Genomic DNA, 24,576 nt, shown 5'->3' with positions numbered 1-24,576 from the left:
GCCAGGCTCCGCTTATCGAAGCGTCTTTCTGCGGCAAGCAGCATGAACTGAAGAACCAACGATCACGGGCGAGGCCTGCTTGGAACGATCTCGCATAGTCGTCATCGCCAGTATCCTGGCTGCACTCGGCGCGATCCTGCCGATGCTGGCGGCCTATTATCTGTCCTGGTCGATCGCGGTGCGCAGCGAGCAGACGCGGCTTTCGCGCCTTGCCAACTACGCCATCATGCGCGCCGATGCGGCGCTCGAGGAAGCCTTCCGGGCGCTGAAGGTCGCCGACCGGTTCGACATGCCGCCATGCATGTCGACGCACATCGCAGCGCTGCGCTCGCTCGTCGTCAACACGACCTCCATCGAAGATATCGGCTACTTCGAGAACGGGCTGCTGAGGTGCACGTCGTGGGGCTACCCTCCGCGCCGTCTCACCCGCTCCCCGTCCGCCGATTTTTTCGCCAGCAACGGCGTCGAAGTCATCCCGCGGATGTATCCGACGATCAGTACCGGCGCCCCCATGACGGCCTTCCGATATCGCTCCTATACCGCGCTGACCAATCCGGCTCGATTCGTCGACGTGATTGCGGAGCCCGGCACCCGGCTTGCGGTGGCCACGAAAAATGGTGTCCTGATCGGCACTCTGAATAATCCGGATGCGTCGCTTACGGCGCGGCTCGCCGAACTTCCCGGAACCGGCAGCGACGGCGACGACCTGTTCGCAACCTCACGGGGCGCAAACTGGATTGCCGTTGCGAGTGCCCCCGGTATCGCCATTCTAAACGACATGGACCGGGAGCGGCTGCTGCTCCTGCCAGTCGGGGCCCTGGTCGCAGCACTGATGGTCGGTCTCGTCGTCTGGCTGTCGCGGCGCCGCCTTTCGCCGCTCGGAGAACTCTCGATCGCGGTGCAGCGGCGCGAGTTCATCGTCCACTATCAGCCGCTGATCGAACTGAAGACCGGCATCTGCGTCGGCGCGGAAGCGCTCGTGCGCTGGCGGCGGCCCGATGGGCAAATGGTCCGCCCCGATCTCTTCATACCGTTGGCGGAGGAGAATGGCCTGATCGAAGAAATCACCGACCAAGTCATCCATGCCATGATCGCCGAACTGAGAACGATACTCCTTGCGGATCGCTCGCTGCATATTGCCGTCAACCTCGCCGCCGATGACATCAAATCAGGGCGCATCCTGCCGGTGATAGAGGCAGCACTGGAAAACACCGGCATCTTGACCCAGCAGATCTGGCTGGAAGCGACCGAGCGCGGCTTCATGGATGTGAAATCGGCTCGCGCGACGATCGAGGAAGCCCGCCGGCGCGGCCACTCGGTGGCGATCGACGACTTCGGCACCGGCTACTCGAGCCTGCAATATCTGCAGGAGCTGCCGCTCGATGCACTGAAGATCGACAAGTCCTTCATCGACACGATCGGGACGGATTCCGCCACCAGTTCGATCACGCCGCATATCATCGACATCGCCAAGTCGCTCGACCTCTACATCGTCGCCGAGGGCATCGAGCGGCAGGAGCAGGCCGATTATCTCATCGAGCGCGGCGTGCAATACGGCCAGGGCTGGCTGTTCTCCAAGGCATTGCCGGCAGCGGAATTCATCGCCTTCTACAACAACAGCAAACGTCGGCGTGGGGCCGGCCCGACGGTGATCCGCCGCGAGATCGCCTGACCTACGCCGCGTCGGCCGCAAGGCGAGACACGTCGATTGCGCGCTTCCGGCAGCATTCCTATATAGTCGCCGCAACGACAGGAGATCTTCCATGACGACTGTAAAGATGCCCAAGGTGGTGAAGACCGATGCGGAATGGCGGGCCATGCTCTCGCCGGAACAATACCGCATCACCCGGCAGCAGGGTACCGAGCGTCCGTTCACCGGCCCTTTTCTCAACAACAAGCGGACCGGCACCTATGAATGCGTCTGTTGCGGCCGGGCTCTCTTCCGCTCGGACACCAAGTTCGATTCCGGCTGCGGCTGGCCGAGCTATTTCGCAGCGATCGACGATCAGGCGATCCGGGAAATCGAGGACCGTTCGCACTTCATGGTGCGCACGGAGATCCGCTGCGCCGATTGTGACGCCCATCTTGGTCACGTATTCCCGGATGGCCCGCCGCCGACGGGACTTCGCTATTGCCTCAACGGCCATGCGATGACGTTTACCGAGGATTGACACCGGCGCGCGGAAGGAGTGGCATGGGGTCTGGTGTTCCATTAGGAACAGGCCCTGCGCCGGGGCCGCGCTATCTAGACTATCTGTCGAGCAAGCGAGAGGAGGTCCGCATGCTGCGCATACTGACAGCACTCACTCTCCTGCTCTCGTCGGCCGTGGCAGCGGCGGCCGCCGACGACTGGGTACCTTATGCCAATGCGCGTTTCGGCTACGTGCTCGACATACCGCCTGGCTTCGAGTTGCAGAGCCAGGGCGACAATGGCGACGGCGCCAGCTTCCATGCCAACGACAATGGCGCGACCCTTTCGGTCTTTGGCAGCACATTGCTTGATGGCGACTTCGAAACCGACGTCAACGACCGCATCGGCTACGAGCGCGAGAGCGACTGGCGGATCGCCTATTCGCGCGTGACGACCGCCTGGGCAAGCTTTTCGGGTGTCCGTGGCGAAGAGGTGTTTTATACGCGTGCCATCGCGCTCTGCGACGGCAGCGCCGCCTATTTCCGCCTGCAGTACCGCAAGAGCCGGCTCACCAGCTTCGACGGCGTGATCTCACGCATGGCGGAAGCGCTGAGGCCATCGGAAGGCTGTCAGCATCCGCCTGTCGCTGCCGCTGCGGGCGAAGCGCCAAACTGACCACGGTTCAGGATGCGGCGCTATAGCAGGTCAGCACGGCCGAATAATGCACGGCTGCACCGGTCACGACGAAGCCGTGCCAGATCGCGTTCTGGAAGCGCAGCTTTTCCCAGACATGGAAAATGACGCCGGCGGAATAGATGATTCCGCCGATCAGGATCAGCACCAGCGTCGTTGCCGTCAGCGCCGACAGGAGCGGCTCGGCGGCGAGCACGCCGCTCCAGCCCATGGCGAGATAAAGCAGGATCGCCAGCCGGTCGAACCGGCCGGGGAACAGACACTTGATCGCAACGCCGAGGGCGGCGATCGCCCAAATACCGATCAGCATCACGAACAGGAACGGGTCGTCCAGGCCGCGCTGCAGGAACGGCGTATAGGTCGCCGCGATCAAGATGAAGATCGAGGAATGGTCGAAGCGGCGCAGGAACCATTTGGTGCGCGAGATCGGGTAGAGATTGTAGAGAAACGAGATCGACAGCGTCGCAAGCAGCCCCGCCCCGTAGACGGCGGCGGCGGCAAGCTGGCCGCTGGTGCTCCAGAGCGTCGCGTAGAAGATCAGCGCGGTGACACCGACCAGCGCGGCGGCAAGGCCGATGCCGTGCACGATGCCGTCGGCAATCAGTTCCGAGCGATCATAGTTCCATTTGACGCCAGCAAATTCCACGCAATCCCTCTCCCCGGGGTCTCTGTCCTTCTTTCCGTCACGCGCCCGTTCTGTCGCGCCGCCATCGTCATCCTGCCACAGCCCCGAGCTGCCGCAAAGATAGGGTAGCGTGCCGAAAGCATCAACTTTTGCAACGCATTACAACAATCGCATGACATGTCTGCGAAGTGCATGGGACCTTGTTTGCGGGCCCGGTCACGACCACATGGGGCGCACAGGATGACGTGCCGATCAGGAGGAGAACCATGTCAGTCTTACGCACCCCGGAGCCGCAACTGGCGGCCGCGCTCAGCGACCTCTGCCTGCGGTCGAAGGCGGTGTGGGGATACGACGCCGCCTTTCTGGAGGCGTGCCGTCCGGCGTTGACGCTGACGGCCGAGGACTGGAAGGATTCCGATCTGCAAATCGCCGTCGATGGTGAACGGATCCTCGGTCTGGCGCAGGTTCGCTCCCATGGCCAGATCGCCGAACTCGACAAGCTCTTCATCGAGCCCGACGTCCGCGCCGCCGGCATTGGCCGGAGCCTCTTCGACTGGTGTGTCGAGGCGGCGATCAACCGTGGCGCCAAGGCGATGACGATCGACGCCGACCCGGGTGCTGCCGATTTCTATCGCCGCATGGGCGCAGTCGATGACGGCGTCATCGCGTCGACCGTCATCCCGGGACGCTTTCTGCCGAGACTGAAGCTGGAACTAAGATGACAATCGAAGGATCGCCGCTGGCGCGGCGATCGCTCGATGGATCATCTTGCACCGCGGGTAACTTCCGCCGCACATTCCTGACAGAGCGGCGCATGCGGAACGGCCTGCAGGCGCGCCGACGATATGGGCAGCCCGCAGCGGACGCAGGTGCCGAAGGTGCCGGCGGCGATCCGGTCGAGTGCCGCGTCGATGGCGCGGATCTCTTCCTGACCGGCAAGACCGAGGCCTTCGAGAACCTCGTCGCCTTCCCGCTCGGTCACGCGGTCCGGCACATCGGCGTTCATCGGCTCATCGAGATCGTGCTCGATCTTGACCAGCCGCCCCTGTAGCTCCTCCTTGCGGTGAGCGAGGCGGCTGCGAAAATCGTCAAGCGCAAACTTGTCCATCTGAAGACTCCTCGGCGATGGCGGCGCAAGATCGCGCCGCAGCCGCTCTTATTGTTGGCAGATTACCGGTCGACGAGTACGGCGCAGGGGCAATGGCTGACCACGCGGCTCGCGGTCGAGCCGATGAAGTAATCAATCAGCCCCGGCCGGTGGGAGGCGATGATCACCAGATCGGCATTCTCTTCGCTCGCGAAGGCATTGATGGTACCGGCAGCGCCGCCGGTGCGAATTTCGACACGCCCGTTGATCCCGTGCTTGGTCTTCATGGCCTCGAGTGTCTTCTTCGCCTGCTTACGGGATTCCTCGACCATCTCCAGCGGGAAATCGACGATCATGTAGCCCTGCGCATAGGCATTCAGATCCTCGACTACATTGAGCAGGACAATCTCGCCCCCTTCGTCGATCAGCTTCTCGGCGATGCCCAGCACAAATTCACCGTGCTCGAGCTGGTCCATGGCAATCGGGACGACGATCTTCTTGTACATGCTGTACTCCTTCTGTTGCCCTCACGGATCGCCGCGCCAGATGTGGCGGGCGAATCCCTCGTCTGGAGATTGCGCCTCGACCGCTTTCCCGGCTTTGATTGAAATCAAATCGAAAGCGCCGCGCTCGCGTGACCCTACACAAGTGGAGGTAGGGCGACGGCAACCACTGTCAACGCTCATCGAACACAACATCAAGCGACTGACGGGCTTCCGTGAACGGACGCGCCGGCCCATATTCCCAACAACAGTTTCAACGAAACTGGGCCGGCAGACCGGCTGCAGTTTCGACGCCCAAGGAGGCAGACTTGACGGATATCCCGAAGGACCACGCCATTGCCATGCCGGCGCATGTCGACCACGCACACCTGGTCGTCCAGGATCTGCCCGTCGTTTCGGCCTGGTACCAGAAGATCATCGGTTTGAAGCCGATCGAAACCGGCAAAAACGGCGAGACACTCGGCGTCGCCGGCCGTCCGCTTCTCAGCCTGACGACCGAAGGCAACGCCGCCAGGGCACCCCGCAATGCGCCGGGCCTCTTCCACAACGCCTTTCTGGTGCCGAGCCGGGAAGAACTCGCTCGCTGGCTGGCCCACGCCGCGCACAACAACATCCGGCTGCAAGGCGCCTCCGATCATCTGGTCAGCGAGGCCATCTATCTCGCCGATCCCGAAGGCAATGGCATCGAGGTTTATCGTGACCGGCCCCGCTCCGAATGGAGCTTCAAGCCCGACGGCACCGTCGGCATGGACACACTGCCGCTCAATCTCCAGGCGCTCTATGACGAAGCGCCCAAGGATGACTGGGACGGGATGGCCGATGGAACCGCGATCGGCCATATCCATCTGCAGGTCTCCGATATTCCTCAGGCCGATGCCTTCTTCCGCGACGTATTGGGTCTCGGGCTGATGGCCCGCTATCCGGGCGCCAGTTTCTTCGGCTCGGGCAAATATCACCACCACGTCGCCGCCAATATCTGGAATTCGCGTGGCGCGCCCAAGCGCGAAGGCCACATGACCGGGCTTTCGGACTACACGATCCAGTACAAGGACCCGGCGGAACTCGCGGCGGCGCTGGCCAAGCTCGATGCGCTGGAAATTCCGGTCAGCCGCGCCGGCGATGGCTACAGCCTCATCGACCCCTGGGGCATCGGCCTCAAGCTGGTCGCCTGACCCCTCTCTCCCGGGCCGCAGACGAATGGAGTTTGCGGTAACTCGTCGGCCGCAGCCGGCTCGGGCACTGCGGCCGTATTTTTTGCTGGGCCTGCAGCACCGCCTCGATGTCGTCGCAGATCCAGCGTGTCGGGGCCGCGACCTCCGACGTCAGCCATGTGTATTGTTCACGATCCCCTGCTCCGACGAAAACAAAGCAACGTCGCGCTTCATACAGGAGCAACTGAGCGGGATATCTTGTTTGCCAGCCACGCTCGCGATTTATCGCTCTTCCGCTTCATCCGATCGCGATACACGGAACTGCCCGTCCCGGCTTTCCGGGACGGTGCTTCGCTCAGCCGGGTAGACGGCAGACGACGCCGACCAGCCTGGCAACCAACGGTCGCACGAGCAGCACGCAGATGAAGGCGACGGGCATCGCCAGCCCGTAGGAACTGAGCACGCGGGCCGGATAGCCGGCATCAATTCCTGTATTTGCGCCAACGATGACGCAGCACATCAGAAACGCCATGATCGCCGACATGAAGAAGGCAAAGGCGACGGGCACCGCTCGTGGCGGCAGCTTGCGGCGACGCGCGATCCGCGGAGCCGATAGGGTATCTTCCATCAGAAGCTCTCCTGAGATGACCGAGAGGACCATCCCCTCGCTTCAGAGCGCACTATACGGATAGCGGCCCAGCGAAGTAGGCCATTGCAGGCTCCTTCAGAAATAGGCAAAACTATCGAATAGGTGCAAGCATTCGATGGGTAGACTTATGGACACGCTGCGCGGAGTGGAGAGTTTCGTCAGAAGCGTCGAGGAAGGCAGCATTGCCGCGGCCGCGCGAAAGCTCGGGATCACCCCCGCCTCGGCAAGCCAGAACATCGCGCGCCTGGAGCGAACGCTCGGCAGCCGGCTTTTGAGCCGCACCACACGCCAGCTCGGCCTGACCGAGAGCGGCCGGATCTATAGAGCGGCCGGATCTATTACGAGCGGGTGCGCGGCGTCGTTCATGAACTGGAGCTCGCCGCAGCCGCCGTCTCCGCGCTCAACGCCGAGCCGCGTGGCTCCCTCAAGATCGCCTCCTCCGTCGCCTTCGGTCGCCACGTGGTGGCGCCATTGGTGCCGTCCTTCGCCGCAAAGTATCCCGATGTTTCGATCGAACTCGTCGTCACCGACCGCGAGATCGACCATATCGGCGAAGGTATCGACATCAGCGTGCGTTTCGGCCTGCAATTGGAACCGGGCCTGATCGCGCGCAAGCTTGCGTCAGTGCCGATGATGATCTGCGCGGCGCCGTCCTATCTGGAGCGACGTGGCCTTCCGCAACGGCCGGAAGACCTCATCCACCACGATTGCCTCGTCTATCGCTATGCCGGGCATGGGCGTATCTTTCGCTGGGCATTCACCCGCGACGGCCTGCGCTTCGAGCCGGAACTGAAGGCGACGATCGTCAGCAACGACATCGATACGCTGGCGGAAATGGCGATCGCCGGCGCCGGCATTACCCGCCTCGGCGCCTTCATCGCCGCGCCGCTGATCGAGCGTGGCCTGGTCGTGCCGCTGTTCGGCGGCCTGCCACGCGAGGGGGTGGCCAACACCGACCACGAGCCCTTCGACTTCTACGCCTGCTTTGCCGACCGCCAGGCGGAAACCCCGAAGGTCCGGGCGTTCATCGAGCACGCCGCGCAATCGCTGAAAGGGCGTTGGTAGGTTTCACGCGCCGGCGGCAGCAGCGGGCGCGGCAGTCGGCGCCGCGGCTTCGGCAGGCAACTGCTCGGCCGCACGCCGCTGCTTCAGCCGGTAACCGACCTCGACGATGGCATGGATTGCCGGAATGAACTCCTGGCCGAGATCGCTGAGGCTATATTCCACGGAGGGCGGCGAGGTCGGGACAATCCGCCGGTCGATCGCCCCCTTCTCCTCAAGTTCCTTCAAGCGTGTGCTCAACACTTTTGCCGAAATGCCGGGAACGTCGATCCTGAGCTCGCTGAAGCGGCGCGGGCCTGCACTCAAGGACCAGAGGATGTTCGGCGTCCAGGCACCACCGAGCAGCACCATGCACTCGCCCACCGGGCAATTGGGCGGCAAGGCCGGGGCCCGATTTTTCCGAATTTTCAAGCTCATCGACAAAATTTACCAGTTACCGACGGGAAACCGGAAAAGGAGGTAACATAAGGTTATCTGATATACAAAGGTTATCGCTTCCGCTTAGGTTCCGCCGTCCCGACAAGGGGCAGTCATTTCAGGAAGGAACTTGCTCATGAAGCTCTATTACGCCCCCGGCGCCTGCTCGCTTTCCCCCCATATTAGCCTGCGCGAAGCCGGCGCCGACTTCGAGATCGTCAAGGTCGATACGAAGACGCATCTCACCGAAGCCGGAGCCGATTTCAAGGCAATCAACCCCAAGGGCTATGTACCGGCCCTGGTGCTGGAGAGCGGCGATGTCGTCACCGAGGGTGCAGCCGTGGTGCAATACATCGCCGATCGCTTTCCGGAGGCAAAGCTCGCGCCGGCTAACGGCACGCTGGAACGCACCCGCCTGCAGGAACAGTTGAACTTCATCTCGTCCGAACTGCACAAGGCCTTCGCGCCGCTGTTCAACGGTGCGGCAAGCCCTGAGGCAAAGGAGGCAGCAAAGGCGCAAGTGGCCAAACGCTTCGGCAATGTCGAAAGCCTGCTCGCCGACGGGCGCCGCTATCTGCTCGGCGCGGACTTTTCGGTCGCCGATGCCTATCTCTTCACCGTCGTCAACTGGAGCGGCGCGACCGGCATCTCACTCTCTCCCTGGCCGCATCTTGAAGCCTATGTGCAACGGATCGGCGAACGGCCGGCAGTGCGCGCGGCCATGCAGAGCGAGGGGCTGATCGCGGCATGAGCGGCCTGTCGACCGATCGAGAATTCGCCACCGTCGTCGAGGTGCTGCAACATTATTTCGACGGGCTCTACCGGAGCGATACCCGTATTCTCCGACAGGTCTTCCATCCGAAGGCGCTCTACGCCACGGCAACGGACGGCACCCTGCTCGAGCTTGACATGGACAGGTACTTTCCGATCGTCGACGGACGCCCGTCACCGGCCAGCCGTGGCGAGGAGCGCGCCGACCGTATCCTTTCGATCGAATTCGCAGGGCCGGTGACGGCGCTCGCGAAAGTGCAATGCGCCATCGGCGAAAAGGCTTTTACCGACCTGCTGTCTCTCGTCTACGTAGACGGGCGCTGGCAGATCATCGCCAAGGTCTTCCACTACGACATCAAACCCGCGCAATAAGGAGAAGGGCGCCCTGGTCAGGGCGTGTCCGACCTGCTTGCCGCTCAACAGGATCCCGCCCCCTTTGTCGTCAACGACGACAGGGGCTCGAAGAGGGGGTATCGGCGGGCAGCAGGTCAGAAATATCGGCGGCAGGTAAAGACGAAAACGTAAGCCTTCCCCCCGATCGCAAGGGGGAAGGCAGCCCCAGACAACGGCGAACACTCGGCTGCTGCTGCCTTTGCGCTTGATCGCTATCGCCAGGCTCTCTATCTCAATGTCTCCCGCCGCATCGATCCCGGAGACGCATCTTGTCCGTATTCAGCAACCTCCCCAAAGCTCCCGTCGCCGCGAAGAAGCCGGTGAGCGATACGCGCCACGGCATTACCCGCACGGACAATTACGCCTGGCTGCGCGCGGACAATTGGCAGGCGATGTTCCGGGATCCCTCGATCCTCGACCCGGAAATCCGCAAGCATCTCGAAGCCGAAAATGCCTACATGAACGCGGCCATGAACGACACGAAGCCGCTGCAAAAGACGCTGTTTGCCGAGATGCGCGGCCGGATCAAGGAAGACGACAGTTCGATACCGGTCAAGGACGGTCCGTATGCCTATGGCCACGCCTATGTCACCGGCGGCGAGCAGCCACGCTACTTCCGCATTCCCCGCGACGGCGACCACAAAGATGAGGCGATCCGCCAGCTCCTGCTCGACGGCGACAAGGAGGCGGAAGGCAAGGCCTATTTCCGCCTCGCCGGCCTCGACCATTCGACCGATCACAGCCTCGGCATCTGGGGCTACGACGACAAGGGCTCGGAATACTTCACGCTCAGGGTTCGCGATCTCGCCACCAGCCAGGATCTGGCCGACGTGATCGAGAATACCGGCGGCGGCGGCGTCTGGGCGCCCGATGGCAAGAGCTTCTTCTATACCGTGCTCGACGACAACCATCGCCCGTCGAAGATCTTCCACCACGTGCTCGGCACCAGCCAAGCGGACGACCGGCTGGTCTACGAAGAGGATGATCCCGGCTTCTTCATGTCGGTCGGCGGTTCGCTGCTCGACGATTTCATCTATATCGACATCCACGATCACGAGACCAGCGAATACCGGCTGCTCTCTACCAGTGACCTGACGGCAGAACCGAGGCTCGTTGCCGAACGCGTGACCGGGCTCGAATATTCGATGACCGAAGGCGGCGACGTCTTCTACATCCTGACCAATGCCGACGGTGCCAAGGACTTCAAGATCGTCGAGGCGCCGGTCAACGCGCCCGGCAAGGAAAACTGGCGCGAGGTCGTGCCGCACAAGCCGGGCACGCTCATCCTCAGTCACATGGCCTATGCCCGCCATCTCGTCTGGCTGCAGCGGCGCGAAGGCCTGCCGGAGATCGTCATCCGCGACCGGCAGACCGGTGAAGAGCATGCGATCGCCTTTGCGGAAGAGGCCTATTCGCTCGGCCTTTCCGGTGCCGCCGAATACGACACCAACGTCATCCGCTTCTCCTATTCGTCGATGACGACGCCGTCGCAGCTCTTCGACTACGACATGGCGACGCGCGAGCGCACGTTGCTGAAGACCCAGGAAGTGCCTTCCGGCCACAACCCGGACGACTATGTCACCCGGCGCGTCTTCGCTCCCTCCTGGGACGGTACCGAAGTGCCGGTGACGCTGCTCTACCGCAAGGACACGCCGCTCGACGGCTCGGCTCCATGCCTGCTCTATGGCTACGGCGCCTACGGCATCACCATTCCGGCCGGTTTCAACACCAATTGCCTGTCGCTTGCCGACCGCGGCTTCGTCTATGCCGTCGCCCATATCCGCGGCGGCAAGGATCGCGGCTTTGCCTGGTACGAAGACGGCAAGATGGCCAAGAAGACCAACACGTTCAAGGATTTCATCGCCGCCGCTGACTATCTGAATCAACAGAAGTTCACGTCCTACGCGAAGATCGTCGCCGAGGGCGGCTCGGCCGGCGGCATGCTGATGGGCGCGATCGCCAACATGACGCCGGAAAAGTTCGCCGGCATCATCGCCGCCGTGCCCTTCGTCGACGTGCTCAACACCATGCTCGACGACACCCTGCCGCTCACGCCGCCGGAGTGGCCGGAATGGGGCAATCCGATCGAAAGCCGTGAATTCTACGACATCATCGCCGGCTATTCGCCCTATGACAATGTCGACGCCAAGTCCTACCCGGCGATCCTCGCTCTCGGCGGCCTGACCGATCCGCGCGTCACCTATTGGGAGCCGGCGAAATGGGTTGCGCGGCTGCGCGAAAAGACCACCGGCAGCGAGCCGATTCTGCTGAAGACCAATATGGATGCAGGCCATGGCGGTGCCTCAGGGCGCTTCCAGCGGCTCGAAGAGATCGCCTTCGAATATGCCTTCGCCATCAAGGTCGCCGGCAAGATGTAAGCAGAGCGGGATGAGGAAAAGTGTTCCCGGCTTTCCGCCCGCATCCCGCTCTAACCCATCACGATCGATCACGTTTATGATTTTGGCTCGATCCGGTCCAAAATCGTCGTGATCCAGGAGGTCCCGCATGCCCGTTCATGTCGCCCTGCTCCGTGCCGTCAATGTCGGCGGCACGACATCGCTGGCGATGGCCGACCTCAAGGCGATCTGCGAGGGGCTCGGCTTTGCCGACGTCAAGACCTACATCCAGAGCGGCAACGTGCTGTTCCGCTCGGATCTGCCGGCAGCGAAAGCAGCAGCGATGCTGGACGACGCCCTTAAGCAAAAACTCGGGAAGGCGCCGGGCGTGATGATCCGGACCGGCGCACAATTGCAGGCGATCGCCGATCGCGCGCCGTTCCCGGACGCTCAACCCAACCTGCTGCACGTCGTCTTCCTTTCTGAGCCCGCACCGGCGGACGCACTCGACAAGCTCGTTGCCCCGGATGGCGAGGAAGCGCGGTTGGCTGGAAGCGAAATCTACATCCATTTTCCGAACGGTTCCGGCCGTTCGAAACTCAAGCTGCCGGCGGCGAAATCCGGCACCGCCCGCAACCTCAACACGGTGCGCAAGCTCGCTGCTCTGGCGCTCGAAATGGAAGATTAATCCGTTTTCTCTAGCCGAACTGAGGCGCATTTTCTGTTGTCGCAAGACCGCTTGGCCCTTTCGCGCGGCATGCCTCAGGCGGTCACCGGCTGGAAGAGCAGCCGGACAAAGGATCTGAGCACGAGCAACTGCTGCGGCAGGCTCTCCGGCTGCTTCAACGCCTTGGACAAAATGATGCCGCCTTCGAGCACCGTCGAAACCATGTCGGCGAGTTGATCGACATCCAGCGGTTCGCGCGGCCGATAAACCCGCATGATCTCCTCGAACATCGCGCCGAAGCGCCGGCGCCACATCAGCGCCGCCTGCCGATTGATCTCCTGGATCTCGCGATCGAAGGCGCGTTCCTGGGTACACATCACCGCGACCAGACAACCGGGGTGGCCGTTCGGCAGGTCGGACAGCGTCTCGGACAGCAGTTTCAAGCCGAGCAGGAGAGCCTGGAGCGGGTCGTCGGCCAATTGATGGGCCCGACCAAAGATCTCGTCGTAGATGCGCTCGTCGTTCTCGATGTAGCGTTCAAGCAGCGCCCGTGCGAGCTCGTTCTTGTCGCGGAAATGGTAGAAGAAACCGCTCTTGGTAATGCCGATCTCGGCGATCAGTTCGTCGATCGAGGTCGCGCCGAAACCCTTCGCCAACACCGCCGCCTCCGCGATGTCGAGGATCCTCGCACGCGTTTCCTCACCCTTTCGCATTAGCCGGTGCCCTACCATTGGTGCGGTTTCCGACAACGAAGGGGCCACCAGCCGGCGACGCCGTGACGGAACCAACGCAGTAAGTTACTGATTTCGCTACAATATGCAGGTATATTAGCAATAGTATACCTTAAGTCGTCTAGTTTAGAAGACGATAAAAAGGCAGTAATTTACTTGGTTCCGCGGGAAAGGAGGCGTCCCCGAGCCCATCAGCAAGACTGAACCGGTGGAGACCGACATGGCCAAATACCGACGGAGCCTGCCACTCTTGAAGGGTGGGCTGTTCCTGAGCGACGGCGGCATGGAGACGACGCTGATTTTCCACGAAGGCGTCCCGCTTCCGCATTTCGCAGCCTTCGTGTTGCTTTCAACCGCCGATGGGCGGCGGCGGCTGCTGAACTACTACGCACGTTACCTCGCTATCGCCCAGCAACATGGCACCGGCTTCGTGCTCGATACGCCCACCTGGCGCGCAAGCTCGGACTGGGGCGTCAAGCTCGGCTATAATGACGAGGCGCTGGCCGTCACAAACCAGAACGCCATCTACATCCTCTCGGAACTGCGCTCCGAATACGAGCGCCCACAGGCACCGATCGTGCTCAGCGGAGCGATCGGTCCGCGTGGCGACGGCTACCGCCTGGGCCGTATGAGTCCTGACGAGGCCGAAGACTATCATTCGCCGCAAATCTCGGCCTTTGCGGCCAGCGAGGCGGATATGGTCAGCGCCTATACGCTGACCAGCATCGACGAAGCGATCGGCATCGCCCGGGCCGCTCAAAGCCACGGCATGCCCTCAGCCATCTCCTTCACGGTGGAGACAAATGGTCGTCTGCCGGACGGCCGCACGCTTCAGGCTGCGGTCGAGACCGTCGACGCTGCGACCGGCGGCTATCCGCATTACTACATGATCAACTGCGCCCATCCGAGCCATTTCGAAACGGTTCTCGACGCTCAAGCCACCTGGACGCAACGCGTTGCCGGAATCCGGGCCAATGCCTCGATGATGAGCCACACCGAGCTCGACGACAGCGAAACGCTCGATGCCGGTGATCCCGTCGACCTCGGGCGGCGGTACAGAACACTGACGGCGCATTTGCCACGATTGCGCATCCTCGGTGGCTGCTGCGGCACCGATCATCGCCATATCGCGGCAATCTGCGAGGCCTGCCTTCCACCGACGGCGCTTAGCGCCTGAGGCACGGGGCCTCGCCCTCCCGGCCCTCTCGCGACTGATCGCGGGAGGGCGCCGCCGCTCTCGCGAAAGCCACGGTGCCGGAGCGATTTCCGCCCGCATCGCGCTCCAGCTTCCAAGAATCGATCACGATGATTTTTGCTCGAGTCGGCGCAAAATCATCGTGATCTCGTGTAGACTTGGGCGGAAAGGACGGCCCCGGGCAATCCCGGCAGACGCCGTTGACCGCTTGATCATGAACTATGCTCCCCCCTCACCGACCGGAAATGCCGAAGCCTTTGCCTTCGACAATAGCTATGCGCGGCTGCCGCAACAGTTCTTTGCACGCGTCGAGCCGACGCCCGTTGCGGAGCCGTGGCTGATCAAGCTCAACAAGCCGCTCGCCGAGGAGCTCGGGCTCGACGTCGCCGTGCTCGAGCGCGAAGGTGCCCAGATCTTCTCCGGAAACCGTGTGCCCGCTGGCGCCGAGCCGCTCGCCATGGCCTATGCCGGGCATCAGTTCGGCACCTTCGTGCCGCAGCTTGGCGACGGCCGGGCGATCCTGCTCGGCGAGGTGATCGACCGCAACGGAACGCGGCGCGACATCCAGTTGAAGGGACCGGGCCAAACGCCCTTTTCGCGGCGTGGCGACGGGCGCGCGGCGCTCGGGCCGGTGCTGCGCGAATACATCGTCAGCGAGGCGATGTTTGCCTTGGGTATCCCAACGACACGGGCGCTTGCGGCCGTGGTCACAGGCCAGCCCGTCTATCGCGAGCAGATCCTGCCTGGGGCCATCGTCACGCGCGTTGCAGCGAGCCACCTGCGCGTCGGCACTTTCCAGTTCTTCGCCGCGCGCGGCGACATGGCTTCCGTGAAAATCCTCGCCGATTACGCGATCGACCGGCACTATCCCGAGATCAAGAACCATGAGCGGCCCTATCTCGCCTTCTTCAAGGCGGTGGCGGCGCGCCAGGCGGAACTGATTGCCCGCTGGCTGCATGTCGGCTTCATCCATGGCGTGATGAACACCGACAACATGACGATATCCGGCGAGACGATCGATTTCGGCCCCTGTGCCTTCATGGATGCCTACGACCCCAAGAAGGTATTCTCCTCGATCGACCAGATCGGCCGTTATGCCTATGCGAGCCAGCCCGGCATCGGCCAATGGAACCTTGCGCGCCTCGCCGAGACGCTGGTGCCACTCTTCGACGATAATGCGGACAAGGCGGTGGAACTGGCCAATGATGCGCTCGGCGAATACGGCGCAATCTTCCAGCGGCATTGGTTGGATGGCATGCGGGCCAAGATCGGGCTGGTCACGAGCGAAGAAGGCGACCTTGATCTCGTGCAGGCACTGCTGACGGCCATGCACAAGGGCGAGGCCGATTTCACCCTGACCTTCCGACGGCTTTCCGACAGTGCCCGCGATCCGGCAGGCGATGCAACGCTTAGCGCTACTTTCGCCTCGGCCGAGACGATCCAGCCATGGCTTCAGAACTGGCGCCAGCGGCTTTCCCGCGAAATGGCGACGCCCGAAGCGCGCTCGAGCGCGATGAAGGCCGCAAATCCCGCCTACATCCCCCGCAATCACCGCATCGAACAGGCGATTGCAGCGGCAACCGATGACGGCGATTTCTCGCTGTTCGAGGCGCTCGTCGAGGTCACCGCAAAGCCCTACGAGGACCAGCCGCGCTTTGCTGCCTACCAGGAGCCGCCGAAGCCCGAAGAAGAAGTCCTACGAACCTTCTGCGGCACGTGACAGTCGTCTGACGCTGCGCCAGCTCGAAGCGATCCGGCCGGCTGCTTCTGGTCCTGATTCACCGAAACGTTCTATCTTCTTGTTTTTTCACGGCGCGATGACACGGCTCGCCAGCGGGTGGGGCCATGCCGGCATCGGCCTCGTGTTCAATCATCGCTTAAGCTTGAGCGCAACCCCATTGCACACCGCTAAATTTCCGCGTTGCGGAATTGTGGCTATTGAAAGGCATGTGCGGCGCGTTAGGTGCTAGCGGTAAGGGTGCCAGGCGCGCCTTTCCACACCCGGCTGCCGCGACTTCGCTTGCGACCGCCAACTCCGAAACAGACCTGTCTCACGCGGCCCCGAACGGGACCGGCGTTATGGAAAAAACCGTGCCGCGGCACCTTTCTTCAATGCGGGAGTTTCCATCATGCTCATCCTGACGGCCATCGTCTTCGCTCTCATTGGCCTCGTGCTCGGCGGTGGCGGAGCCAAGCTGCTGATGCTCGGCGGCAGCCCCTACTATCTCGTCGTCGGGATCGGTTTCCTGCTGACGGCCGTGCTCATGTTCATGCGCAAATCGGCGGCGATCTGGCTCTACGCGTTCATCGTCCTCGGATCGCTCGGGTGGGCGGTCTCCGAGGTCGGCTTCGACTGGTGGCAGCTCGGCCCGCGCGGCGGTGTCATCGTGCTTCTGGGGCTCTGGCTGCTGCTGCCGGCCGTCCGCCGGCCGCTTGGCTTCGAGAGCCCAACGGGCGAGCGCTACGCGGTGAGCGGCTGGCCGCTGGCGATCGCTGTGCTCATCGCGATCGGCGTGGCCGGGTATGCGCTGACGCAGGACCCGCACGACATTCGCGGAGATCTGCCAAGCGATGTCGTTGCCGCCAGTCCGCCGCTTGGAGGCTCGGTGCCTCCGGGCGAATGGCACCAGTACGGGCGTACGCCGTTCGGTCAAAGGTACTCGCCCCTCAACCAGATAACGCCGGACAACGTCGGCGCCCTCAGGGTGGCCTGGCAGTACCAGACCGGCGATGTCAAACGGCCCGACGACGTCGGGGAGACGACCTATCAGGTCACGCCGCTCAAGGTGAAAGACACGCTCTATGCCTGTACGCCGCACAATTGGGCGATCGCGCTCGATGCAGCGACCGGTGCGGAGAAATGGAAATATGATTCCAACTCGGGTATGAACCCCGACCGCCAGCATCAGACCTGCCGCGGTGTCACCTATTGGGCCGACCCGGCCGCAGCACCCGGCAGCCCCTGCGCCGAGCGGGTCTACCTGCCGACCTCCGATGCGCGCCTGATCGCGCTCGACGCGGCAACCGGCTCCGTCTGCACCAGCTTTGCCGACAACGGCGTGCTGCGTCTCGAAATGGGCATGAAGTACAATCCGGCCGGCTACTACTATTCGACCTCACCGCCGGTGGCAGTTGCCGGCAAGCTCATCATCGGCGGCGCCGTCAACGACAACTATTCGACCCAGGAACAATCCGGCGTGATCCGTGCCTTCGACATCAACACGGGCGCGCTGATCTGGAACTGGGACAGCGGCAATCCGGATGTGACGACGCCGCTTCCCGAGGGCCAGACCTACACGACCAACTCTCCGAATAGCTGGTCGGTGTTCAGCTATGACGAAGCGCTTGGCCTGGTCTTCATTCCCATGGGCAACCAGGTGCCGGACCAGCTCGGCATGGGGCGCAGCGAACACGTCGAGAAATATTCGTCCTCGATCGTTGCGCTCGACATCAACTCGGGCGCGGTGCGCTGGGTCCGCCAGACCGTGCATCACGACCTCTGGGACATGGACGTGCCGGCGCAGCCGGCTCTGCTCGACATCACCAAGGACGACGGCACCGTGGTGCCGGCGCTGGTCGGGCCGACGAAACAGGGCGATATCTACGTGCTCGACCGCAGGAGCGGCGAGCCGATCATCCCGGTCGAAGAGGTTCAGGCGCCGGGCGGAGCGATCCCCGAGGATTTCAGCGCAGCGACGCAGCCGGTCTCGGGCCTCACCTTCATGCCTGCGCCGCTGCAGGAGAAGGACATGTGGGGCATCACGCTGTTCGACCAGCTTGCCTGCCGCATCGCCTTCCGGTCGCTGAAATACGAGGGGCGCTACACGCCGCCGTCGATCGAAGGGACGCTCGTCTACCCCGGCAATTTCGGCACCTTCAATTGGGGCTCCGTCGCCGTCGATCCGGAGCGGCAGGTGATGTTCGGCATGCCGACCTACCTCGCCTTCACCTCGCGTCTCGTGCCTCGTGATCAGATTCCGCCAAGGGGGCAGGACGAGAAGGGGTCGGAACAAGGCCTCAACCGCAACGAAGGCGCACCCTATGGCGTCTTCATGGGTCCCTTCCTCGGCCCGCTCGGCATTCCCTGCCAGGCGCCGCCATGGGGCTATGTCGCCGGAGCGGACCTCAGAACCGGCAAGATCGCCTACAAGCACAAGAACGGCACCGTCGAAGACATGACGCCGCTGCCGTTGCCGTTCAAGGTGGGCGTGCCGGGCATCGGCGGACCGATGATCACCAAGGGAGGCGTCGCCTTCCTGGGTGCTGCGGTCGACGATTATCTGCGCGCCTATGACCTGACGACCGGCCGCCAGCTCTGGGAGGCACGCCTGCCCGCCGGCGGGCAATCGACACCGATGAGCTATGCGGTCGGCGACAAGCAATATGTGCTGATCGTCGCCGGAGGCCACGGTTCGGTCGGCACTAGGCCGGGCGATTACATCATCGCCTACACCCTGCCCTGACGCGCGAAAAGCATCCCTAATTCTCGCTAGAAGGTTGCAGGAGCAAGCTCCACGCAAGCCCGCAAAAGCAGCTTCCCCCGGACGACAGAATCCGGGGGATTCCCATGAAGATCGACAACAGCATCTCAAGCTATTACTTCTCCCAGCGCCGCCAGCAGATGGGTACGGTTTCGCCGATCGAAGAGACCGGCGCCGATGCGCGCCCGCGGCTTCCCCCGACAATCGCACCGCCGTCGACGTCGAACGCGCTCTCCAACGCCTTGTGGGCGACCGCAACCCGCGGCGAACCCGGCACGGCCTCGATCACGGACAAGGAAGGGGCCGCTCCCTCGGGCAATTCGGTCAGCGACGAGTTCCTGAAGCGGGCGAAGATGAGCCTGGAGGAGCAGATCCGCGCGCAAATCCTCGAATCGCTCGGTCTCAGCGAAGAAGACCTGAAGGCCATGGACGCCGACCAGCGCAAGGCGGTCGAGGACGAAATCCGCCAGGCCATCGAACGCGCGATGGGCGTCGAGAAGCAGCGTGACAACGCGGCCACCGACATCGCCGACAGCGGCAGTGACAACGCCTGACCGACTGCCGCAAGGTCTCGGACAGCAGCCTTCGCGCCGGTCCCTTCGCCCTTGGCTATACGATCGAGGGCAGCGGCATGCCGCTGCTCGTCATCGGCAGCGCCATCTACTATCCACGCACCTTCTCCGGGACGCTTCGCGAAAAGCTGCGGTTGATCTTCGTCGACCATCGCGGCTTTGCGCCGGTCCGCACCGAATACTCCGCTGGCGACATCGGCTTCGAGACGGTGCTCGCCGACATCGACCGGCTGCGCGCCCATCTCGGTCTCGAGCGTTTTGCGATCCTCGGCCACTCCGGTCACGGCTACATGGCGCTCGAATATGCCAAGCGGCAGGCGGAGCGCATCAGCCATCTCGTCATGGTCGGGACCGGACCGAGCCATTCGGCCCGCCACATGGCGCTCGCCGACCAGGTCTGGGAAGAGACCGCGTCGCTGGAGCGCAAGGCAATCTTCGAACGGGAAATGGCTAAGCTCGGTGCCGACATCGCCGCACGGCCGGAGGAGCGGTTCAAATCGTTGCTGATCCGGCTTGGCGCGAAGAGCTGGCACCAGGCCGACTTCGACGCCGAACCCCTCTGGCGCGACGTCACCGTCAACAACGCGGTCTTCGATCATCTGTGGGGCGAGGTCTTTCGCAACATCGATATCCGCAAGGGGTTGAACGCACTGATAGCGCCTGTGCTGCTTGCGCTTGGCCGATCGGACTATCTCGTCGCCCCCGCCTCTACCTGGGACGAGTACCGGGAAAGCTTCGCGGACCTGACGGTGCGAACCTTCGAGAAGAGCGGGCATACGCCGCAACTGGAGGAAAGCGATCTTTTCGACGAGGTCCTGCTCTCTTTCCTCGGAAACAAACCCGACTGCGGCTAAGCCAGGCCGGAATTGATGCAGAGCACAGTCTCCGCATTCGGAAGGGCCCAGGCGGGCCCTTCCCTCACTCCCGCCATTGACACGAGGCTGCACGCAATTATCTATTGCTCCAGAAGCTATAGGTTTGAGGCGAACATGTATTCCATCGGCGATCTCTCGCGGCGCACCGGCGTGAAAATTCCGACCATTCGCTATTACGAGCAGATGGGGCTGATCGCGGCGCCCGAGCGGTCCGAAGGCAACCAGCGGCGCTACGAGAAAAGCGAACTCGAGCGACTGGCCTTCATCCGCCATGCACGCGATCTAGGTCTGTCGATTGACTCGATCCGGGATCTGCTCGCCCTCAGCCAGCATCCGGAACGCCCGTGCGGCGAAGCCGACCGGATTGCCAGCGAACATCTGGCGACCGTTCGCGAGAAGATCGCCCGGCTGAAGAAGCTGGAGCACGAGCTGGAACGCATCGTCGCCTGCGACGGCAATCACACGGTAGGTGACTGCTATGTGATCCGGGCCTTGGCCGACCACTCGATGTGCGAGAGCGAGCACTGAGATGGCAGCGGATAATCGACTGCGCGAAAAATCCCCGTTGACAAAATCGCGAAAACGAACAATCTAGCGCCCATGATCAAGAACGCACCCATTTGCCGCGTGTATTTTTGGCTGTTCCGATAGGAGCGGCCTGCTGATCATATTCAACAAGGCCGCCATCAGGCGGCTTTTGTTTTTCCGGCTCCTGATGGCGAGAGAACCCGAGGAGCCGACATGCTACAGACCGCCATCCCCACCCTTCATCCTGTCCCGTCGACGCGGCCGCCGATGGTCACCATCCGCTGCGCCAAGCAGCGCGACCTGCCGGAACTGCGCGAGATGATCGCCGAACTGGCCGCCCACCATGGCGACGCCGCGCCGATCACGCCGGAACAGCTCGAGCGCGACCTCTTCGGCCGCACGCCCTGGATCACCGCGCTCGTTGCCGAGGCTGGCAACCGGCTGATCGGCTACGCGATTCTGGTGCCGATCTACCGGGCCGCTGAGGGCGCACGCGGCATGGAACTTCACCACCTCTTCGTTCGCCCTGAAAGCCGCGGCACCGGCATCGGCCGTCACCTCGTTGCCAAGGCGCGCGAGCAGGCGAAGATGGCCGGCTGCGACTTCCTTTCGGTCAGCGCCGCCACCGGCAATTTCCAGGCGCATCATTTCTACGAATCCGAACGCTTCGTGCCTCGTCCGGTGACCGGCATGCGCTATATGCAGAAGCTTGGATGAGGACGGAACGATGCGCCTTGCAATCGTGCTCTGTGAAGGCTTCGCCGATTGGGAATGTGCGCTGTTGATGGCGGCGGCGCGCACCCATCTCGGCATAGACATCGACGTTGCCACTGCCGACGGTGCCCGCGTGACGTCGATGGGTGGCCTCGACGTCTCGGCGCATCTGTCGATCGACTCGCTCGATCCTGCGGGTTTCGACGGGTTGGTGATCTGCGGCGGCTCGATCTGGGAGACCGGTGAGGCCCCTGATCTCTCAGCGACGATCCGCGCTTTCGATCGCGACAAGCGCGTGGTCGCGGCCATTTGCGGCGGCGTCAACGCGCTCGCCGCAAGCGGTCTTCTCAATGGCATCAACCACACCGGCAACAGCGCCGAAAGCCTGGCGGCGCTGCCCGGCTATCGCGGCGGGCCGCATTATCGCGATCAGTCGCAGGCGCTGCGCAGCGGCCATGTCGTCACCGCTGCAGGAACCGCACCGATCAGTTTTGCCGCCGAGATCCTGCGCGGCCTTGGTCTTGGCTCACCGGAACTCGACGGCTTTCTGGCCCTCTACGGACATGAGCATCGAGTAAACGAAAGTGCCAGCGTCGGCTGAGAAGCGTGACTGAGGACACGGGGTCGGAGCGGATGGACTGACGCTAGAGCCAGCTCGCGATCTGGTCGAGCGGCTTCTTCACCTTGCCGGCGACCGGAACGGTCGCATCCGGGGCGGGATAACCGACAACCAGGATCAGGAACGGCTTTTCACTTTCCGGCCGGCCGCAGATCTCGTTGAGGAAATTCATCGGCGCTGGCGTGTGGGTGAGGGTCGCGAGCCCGGAATGGTGCAGCGCCGTGATCAGGATGCCCGTGGCGATGCCGACGCTCTCATTGATGTAGTAGTTCTTTTTCAGGTCCCCCGGATTGGGGCCGCCGCGCTTTTGCGAGAAGATGACGATCAGGTAGCGAGCGGTTTCAAGGAAAGGCTTGTCCTCGTCCGTGCCCAGCGGCGCCAGGGCGTCGAGCCATTCCTGCGGCGCTTTATCCCGATAGAAGATGCGCTCCTCCTCTTCCGCCGCGCGGCGCACCTCGGCCTTGATTGCGGCACTCTCGATGACGGTGAAATGCCAGGGCTGATGATTGGCGCCACTCGGCGCCGTGCCCGGCGCCTTCAGGCAGGTCTCGATCACCTCCCGCGGCACCGCGCGATCGCTGAAATAGCGTGTGGTGCGCCGACGGTTGATCTCCTCATAGAAGTCGGCGGCGCGTGTCGCCATCTCCTCGGGGCTGCGTTCGATCCATTGGTCATAGGGCACGGTTTCGTGTGGGCGCATTCAATCTCCTCCTCGACGGTTCACGGAGTTGAGCGCGCCTTGCAGCCAAGATCAAGCGTCAGAGCGCCGGGACCGCCTTGAGATAGGCGGCAATCGCCTCCCGGTCGGCCGGCGTCAGTTTCGCCATGTTCTTCTGCACCTCGACCATCGAGCCTCCGACGGAATCGAATTCCGGGGTGAAACCGGTTTCCAGATAGGAGGCGATGTCCGAGGCACTCCAGCTACCAATGCTCTTGGAGCCGGGCGTGATGTCGGGGATTCGGCCCTTACCTTCCGGGTTCGGCGCACCCGCAAGCCACTGGTCAGGCTCGAAGCCGCCAAGCGCATTTCGGGGCGTGTGACATTCGCCGCAATGGCCCGGCCCCTCGACGAGATATTGGCCGCGCGTGAGCTTCGGATCGTTGCCGGCAACGCTGACACGCGGCTTGTCGGTGAGGAACAGCAGCTTCCAGGCACCGAGCGCCATCCGCATGTTGTAGGGGAACGGCAGTTCATGCGGCGGCGCCACGTCGGCGCTCTTCGGCAGGCTCTTCATGTAGCCCCAGAGATCGTTGACGTCCTTCGCCGTCATGCGCGCATAGGAGCCGTAGGGGAAGGCGGGATAGAGATGCTCGCCATCGCGTCCCACCCCGCGGGTCATCGCGTTGCCGAAATCGGCAAGCGTCCACCCGCCGATCCCGGCGGTCTCGTCAGGCGAGATGTTCGGTGCATGGAAGGTACCAAACGGGCTCTTCAGCGGTGCGCCGCCGGAGAGCACGAGGCGGGCGTCACCTTCGGCGCCCGGCTTGGCATGACAGCTCACGCAGCCGCCGGCCCAGAAGACCTGTTCGCCATTGGCGAGATCAGGCTCGCCGAGCCCCTCCCAATGAGAGGCACTCCACGGCGCCGGCTTCGTCAGCCACCAGAAGGCTGCCCCGCCGACAACACCCAGCACCACAAGACCCGAAATCAGCTTTCTCGTGCGACGACCCATTGTCACCCCTCGTGCAGCAAATCAAAGTTCTACAGCGACCTTTGCGCGTCTGATGAGACGCGCGGCGCTGTAGCCGCAAGCGGACTGGCCCCAAATACAGATCGAGGCACGCGGCTCGAAGTCGCGTGCCTCTCTTGTCAACATGATGCGGCGTCGCCGCCCATCAATTCTTCTTCAGGCGATAGGTCTCATGACAGCTGCCACAATCCTTGCCGATGCCGCCGAGGGCAGTACCGACGGCCGCCTGGTCAGCGGGAAGCTGTGCCAGAACCGTCGCAGCATCGGTGCCGAGCTTGGCGGCCTTGGCTTTGAAGTCGTCCATGTTTTCCCAGATCTTCGGGCTCGCCTCGGTCTCGTGGCCCGTCTCGGAACCGGCCGGGAAATGCTCGGGGAAGGTCTTCATCGTTTCGCTGATCGTCGTCAGCGACGCCTTGACGACCTCCGCGTCATAGGGCTTCTCGCCCTTGGCGATCCCGGCAAGTGCACCGGTTGCTGCACCCACCTTCTTCATCGCCTGCTGGCGAACCACCTGCGGCTCGTCGGCTGCCGTCACGGCAGTAACACCCAGGCCCGCAAGAGCGGCTGCCAACATCAGTGCGCGTATTTTCATCAGGATCTCCCGGTCAAATCAAATCGGTTTGGCAAATCTGCCTGGCTGGCCTTCATGTCCAATGCCGCGGCATGATGTCATCTTGAGTATTCT

Annotated in this window: 27 protein-coding genes and 1 pseudogene; 19 read left to right on the top strand and 9 right to left on the bottom strand. The window is 63.0% G+C overall.

Going from position 1 to position 24,576, the window contains the following annotated elements; translation table 11 throughout:
* Positions 1 to 79: 79 nt before the first annotated feature.
* The 3 genes from AC1Z3V_RS22275 to AC1Z3V_RS22265 all read left to right on the top strand — a co-directional run bounded on the left by AC1Z3V_RS22275 (position 80) and on the right by AC1Z3V_RS22265 (position 2,806).
* Positions 80 to 1,672 carry an EAL domain-containing protein gene (locus tag AC1Z3V_RS22275; protein ID WP_483501768.1) on the top strand — a complete coding sequence of 531 codons (1,593 nt, stop codon included), beginning with the start codon at positions 80 to 82 and terminating at the stop codon, positions 1,670 to 1,672.
* A gap of 91 nt (positions 1,673 to 1,763) precedes the next feature.
* Complete coding sequence (gene msrB, locus AC1Z3V_RS22270; RefSeq protein ID WP_483501766.1) at positions 1,764 to 2,171, top strand: peptide-methionine (R)-S-oxide reductase MsrB; 408 nt, start codon at positions 1,764 to 1,766, stop codon at positions 2,169 to 2,171.
* A gap of 110 nt (positions 2,172 to 2,281) precedes the next feature.
* The gene (locus tag AC1Z3V_RS22265) at positions 2,282 to 2,806 is read left to right on the top strand and encodes a hypothetical protein (protein WP_483501764.1); all 525 of its coding nucleotides are present in this window, start codon (positions 2,282 to 2,284) and stop codon (positions 2,804 to 2,806) included.
* A 7-nt stretch (positions 2,807 to 2,813) separates the two neighbouring features.
* Here AC1Z3V_RS22265 and trhA read toward each other — a convergent pair whose 3' ends face one another.
* Positions 2,814 to 3,470: a PAQR family membrane homeostasis protein TrhA gene (gene trhA / locus AC1Z3V_RS22260; protein WP_483501763.1), complete on the bottom strand. Its 657-nt coding sequence runs from the start codon at positions 3,468 to 3,470 to the stop codon at positions 2,814 to 2,816.
* A gap of 245 nt (positions 3,471 to 3,715) precedes the next feature.
* Between trhA and AC1Z3V_RS22255 the strand changes: the two genes are divergently transcribed.
* Positions 3,716 to 4,171 carry a GNAT family N-acetyltransferase gene (locus AC1Z3V_RS22255; RefSeq protein WP_483501761.1) on the top strand — a complete coding sequence of 152 codons (456 nt, stop codon included), beginning with the start codon at positions 3,716 to 3,718 and terminating at the stop codon, positions 4,169 to 4,171.
* Positions 4,172 to 4,212: 41 nt separating this feature from the next.
* On the opposite strand, the gene AC1Z3V_RS22250 is transcribed toward AC1Z3V_RS22255, so the two are convergent.
* A complete protein-coding gene (locus tag AC1Z3V_RS22250; RefSeq protein ID WP_429808060.1) occupies positions 4,213 to 4,557 on the bottom strand; it encodes a TraR/DksA family transcriptional regulator in 345 nt (114 codons plus the stop codon).
* A gap of 62 nt (positions 4,558 to 4,619) precedes the next feature.
* Entirely contained in the window at positions 4,620 to 5,042 is a 423-nt protein-coding gene (locus tag AC1Z3V_RS22245) for a universal stress protein (RefSeq protein WP_483501760.1), read from the bottom strand.
* Positions 5,043 to 5,380: 338 nt separating this feature from the next.
* Between AC1Z3V_RS22245 and AC1Z3V_RS22240 the strand changes: the two genes are divergently transcribed.
* Positions 5,381 to 6,211, top strand: coding sequence for a VOC family protein (locus AC1Z3V_RS22240; RefSeq protein WP_483504131.1), 831 nt, complete (start codon positions 5,381 to 5,383; stop codon positions 6,209 to 6,211).
* Between the two features lie 334 nt (positions 6,212 to 6,545).
* On the opposite strand, the gene AC1Z3V_RS22235 is transcribed toward AC1Z3V_RS22240, so the two are convergent.
* Positions 6,546 to 6,818 carry a DUF2798 domain-containing protein gene (locus tag AC1Z3V_RS22235; RefSeq protein ID WP_429808055.1) on the bottom strand — a complete coding sequence of 91 codons (273 nt, stop codon included), beginning with the start codon at positions 6,816 to 6,818 and terminating at the stop codon, positions 6,546 to 6,548.
* A 136-nt stretch (positions 6,819 to 6,954) separates the two neighbouring features.
* Here AC1Z3V_RS22235 and AC1Z3V_RS22230 point away from each other — a divergent pair.
* Together AC1Z3V_RS22230 and AC1Z3V_RS22225 are read left to right on the top strand one after the other, a co-directional pair.
* Positions 6,955 to 7,095, top strand: a pseudogene (locus AC1Z3V_RS22230) (helix-turn-helix domain-containing protein); the annotation flags it as partial.
* Positions 7,096 to 7,187: 92 nt separating this feature from the next.
* On the top strand, positions 7,188 to 7,904 hold the full coding sequence (locus AC1Z3V_RS22225; RefSeq protein ID WP_483501758.1) for a substrate binding domain-containing protein: 717 nt from the start codon (positions 7,188 to 7,190) through the stop codon (positions 7,902 to 7,904).
* 3 nt (positions 7,905 to 7,907) lie between these two features.
* Here the strand turns inward: AC1Z3V_RS22225 and AC1Z3V_RS22220 are convergent, their stop codons facing one another.
* The gene (locus tag AC1Z3V_RS22220) at positions 7,908 to 8,252 is read right to left on the bottom strand and encodes a winged helix-turn-helix transcriptional regulator (protein WP_483501756.1); all 345 of its coding nucleotides are present in this window, start codon (positions 8,250 to 8,252) and stop codon (positions 7,908 to 7,910) included.
* Between the two features lie 202 nt (positions 8,253 to 8,454).
* Between AC1Z3V_RS22220 and gstA the strand changes: the two genes are divergently transcribed.
* From gstA to AC1Z3V_RS22200, 4 genes are all read left to right on the top strand, one after another.
* Complete coding sequence (gstA, locus tag AC1Z3V_RS22215; protein ID WP_483501755.1) at positions 8,455 to 9,069, top strand: glutathione transferase GstA; 615 nt, start codon at positions 8,455 to 8,457, stop codon at positions 9,067 to 9,069.
* Complete coding sequence (locus tag AC1Z3V_RS22210; RefSeq protein ID WP_483501753.1) at positions 9,066 to 9,461, top strand: nuclear transport factor 2 family protein; 396 nt, start codon at positions 9,066 to 9,068, stop codon at positions 9,459 to 9,461. Before gstA ends, AC1Z3V_RS22210 begins: the two co-directional genes overlap by 4 nt.
* Positions 9,462 to 9,751: 290 nt before the next feature.
* Complete coding sequence (locus AC1Z3V_RS22205; RefSeq protein ID WP_483501751.1) at positions 9,752 to 11,860, top strand: S9 family peptidase; 2,109 nt, start codon at positions 9,752 to 9,754, stop codon at positions 11,858 to 11,860.
* Positions 11,861 to 11,987: 127 nt separating this feature from the next.
* On the top strand, positions 11,988 to 12,506 hold the full coding sequence (locus AC1Z3V_RS22200; protein WP_483501749.1) for a DUF1697 domain-containing protein: 519 nt from the start codon (positions 11,988 to 11,990) through the stop codon (positions 12,504 to 12,506).
* A 74-nt stretch (positions 12,507 to 12,580) separates the two neighbouring features.
* Here AC1Z3V_RS22200 and AC1Z3V_RS22195 read toward each other — a convergent pair whose 3' ends face one another.
* The gene (locus AC1Z3V_RS22195) at positions 12,581 to 13,198 is read right to left on the bottom strand and encodes a TetR/AcrR family transcriptional regulator (protein ID WP_429808038.1); all 618 of its coding nucleotides are present in this window, start codon (positions 13,196 to 13,198) and stop codon (positions 12,581 to 12,583) included.
* A gap of 238 nt (positions 13,199 to 13,436) precedes the next feature.
* Between AC1Z3V_RS22195 and AC1Z3V_RS22190 the strand changes: the two genes are divergently transcribed.
* The 8 genes from AC1Z3V_RS22190 (at position 13,437) to AC1Z3V_RS22155 (ending at position 22,182) form a co-directional block, all read left to right on the top strand.
* Complete coding sequence (locus tag AC1Z3V_RS22190; protein WP_483501747.1) at positions 13,437 to 14,393, top strand: homocysteine S-methyltransferase family protein; 957 nt, start codon at positions 13,437 to 13,439, stop codon at positions 14,391 to 14,393.
* A gap of 232 nt (positions 14,394 to 14,625) precedes the next feature.
* Positions 14,626 to 16,131: a protein adenylyltransferase SelO gene (locus tag AC1Z3V_RS22185; protein WP_483501745.1), complete on the top strand. Its 1,506-nt coding sequence runs from the start codon at positions 14,626 to 14,628 to the stop codon at positions 16,129 to 16,131.
* Positions 16,132 to 16,540: 409 nt separating this feature from the next.
* A complete protein-coding gene (locus AC1Z3V_RS22180; RefSeq protein ID WP_483501744.1) occupies positions 16,541 to 18,874 on the top strand; it encodes a glucose/quinate/shikimate family membrane-bound PQQ-dependent dehydrogenase in 2,334 nt (777 codons plus the stop codon).
* 104 nt (positions 18,875 to 18,978) lie between these two features.
* Positions 18,979 to 19,446, top strand: a complete 468-nt coding sequence (locus AC1Z3V_RS22175; protein WP_483501743.1) for a hypothetical protein — start codon at positions 18,979 to 18,981, stop codon at positions 19,444 to 19,446.
* 77 nt (positions 19,447 to 19,523) lie between these two features.
* Positions 19,524 to 20,318 carry an alpha/beta fold hydrolase gene (locus AC1Z3V_RS22170; protein WP_483501741.1) on the top strand — a complete coding sequence of 265 codons (795 nt, stop codon included), beginning with the start codon at positions 19,524 to 19,526 and terminating at the stop codon, positions 20,316 to 20,318.
* A gap of 135 nt (positions 20,319 to 20,453) precedes the next feature.
* Entirely contained in the window at positions 20,454 to 20,867 is a 414-nt protein-coding gene (locus tag AC1Z3V_RS22165; RefSeq protein ID WP_429808019.1) for a MerR family transcriptional regulator, read from the top strand.
* 213 nt (positions 20,868 to 21,080) lie between these two features.
* A complete protein-coding gene (locus AC1Z3V_RS22160; RefSeq protein ID WP_057250477.1) occupies positions 21,081 to 21,584 on the top strand; it encodes a GNAT family N-acetyltransferase in 504 nt (167 codons plus the stop codon).
* A gap of 10 nt (positions 21,585 to 21,594) precedes the next feature.
* On the top strand, positions 21,595 to 22,182 hold the full coding sequence (locus tag AC1Z3V_RS22155; RefSeq protein ID WP_483501740.1) for a DJ-1/PfpI family protein: 588 nt from the start codon (positions 21,595 to 21,597) through the stop codon (positions 22,180 to 22,182).
* 43 nt (positions 22,183 to 22,225) lie between these two features.
* On the opposite strand, the gene AC1Z3V_RS22150 is transcribed toward AC1Z3V_RS22155, so the two are convergent.
* The 3 genes from AC1Z3V_RS22150 to AC1Z3V_RS22140 all read right to left on the bottom strand — a co-directional run bounded on the left by AC1Z3V_RS22150 (position 22,226) and on the right by AC1Z3V_RS22140 (position 24,483).
* Positions 22,226 to 22,900 (bottom strand): nitroreductase family protein, encoded by a 675-nt coding sequence (locus AC1Z3V_RS22150; RefSeq protein ID WP_483501738.1) that lies wholly within the window; start codon positions 22,898 to 22,900, stop codon positions 22,226 to 22,228.
* A 58-nt stretch (positions 22,901 to 22,958) separates the two neighbouring features.
* The gene (locus tag AC1Z3V_RS22145) at positions 22,959 to 23,873 is read right to left on the bottom strand and encodes a c-type cytochrome (protein WP_483501737.1); all 915 of its coding nucleotides are present in this window, start codon (positions 23,871 to 23,873) and stop codon (positions 22,959 to 22,961) included.
* A 163-nt stretch (positions 23,874 to 24,036) separates the two neighbouring features.
* On the bottom strand, positions 24,037 to 24,483 hold the full coding sequence (locus AC1Z3V_RS22140) for a c-type cytochrome (protein WP_483501735.1): 447 nt from the start codon (positions 24,481 to 24,483) through the stop codon (positions 24,037 to 24,039).
* Positions 24,484 to 24,576 lie beyond the last annotated feature (93 nt).

The organism is Ensifer sp. 38_S197, assembly GCF_056924495.1.
Note: the sequence above shows the minus strand (reverse complement) of the source record. Positions and strands in the feature narration are given on the sequence as shown.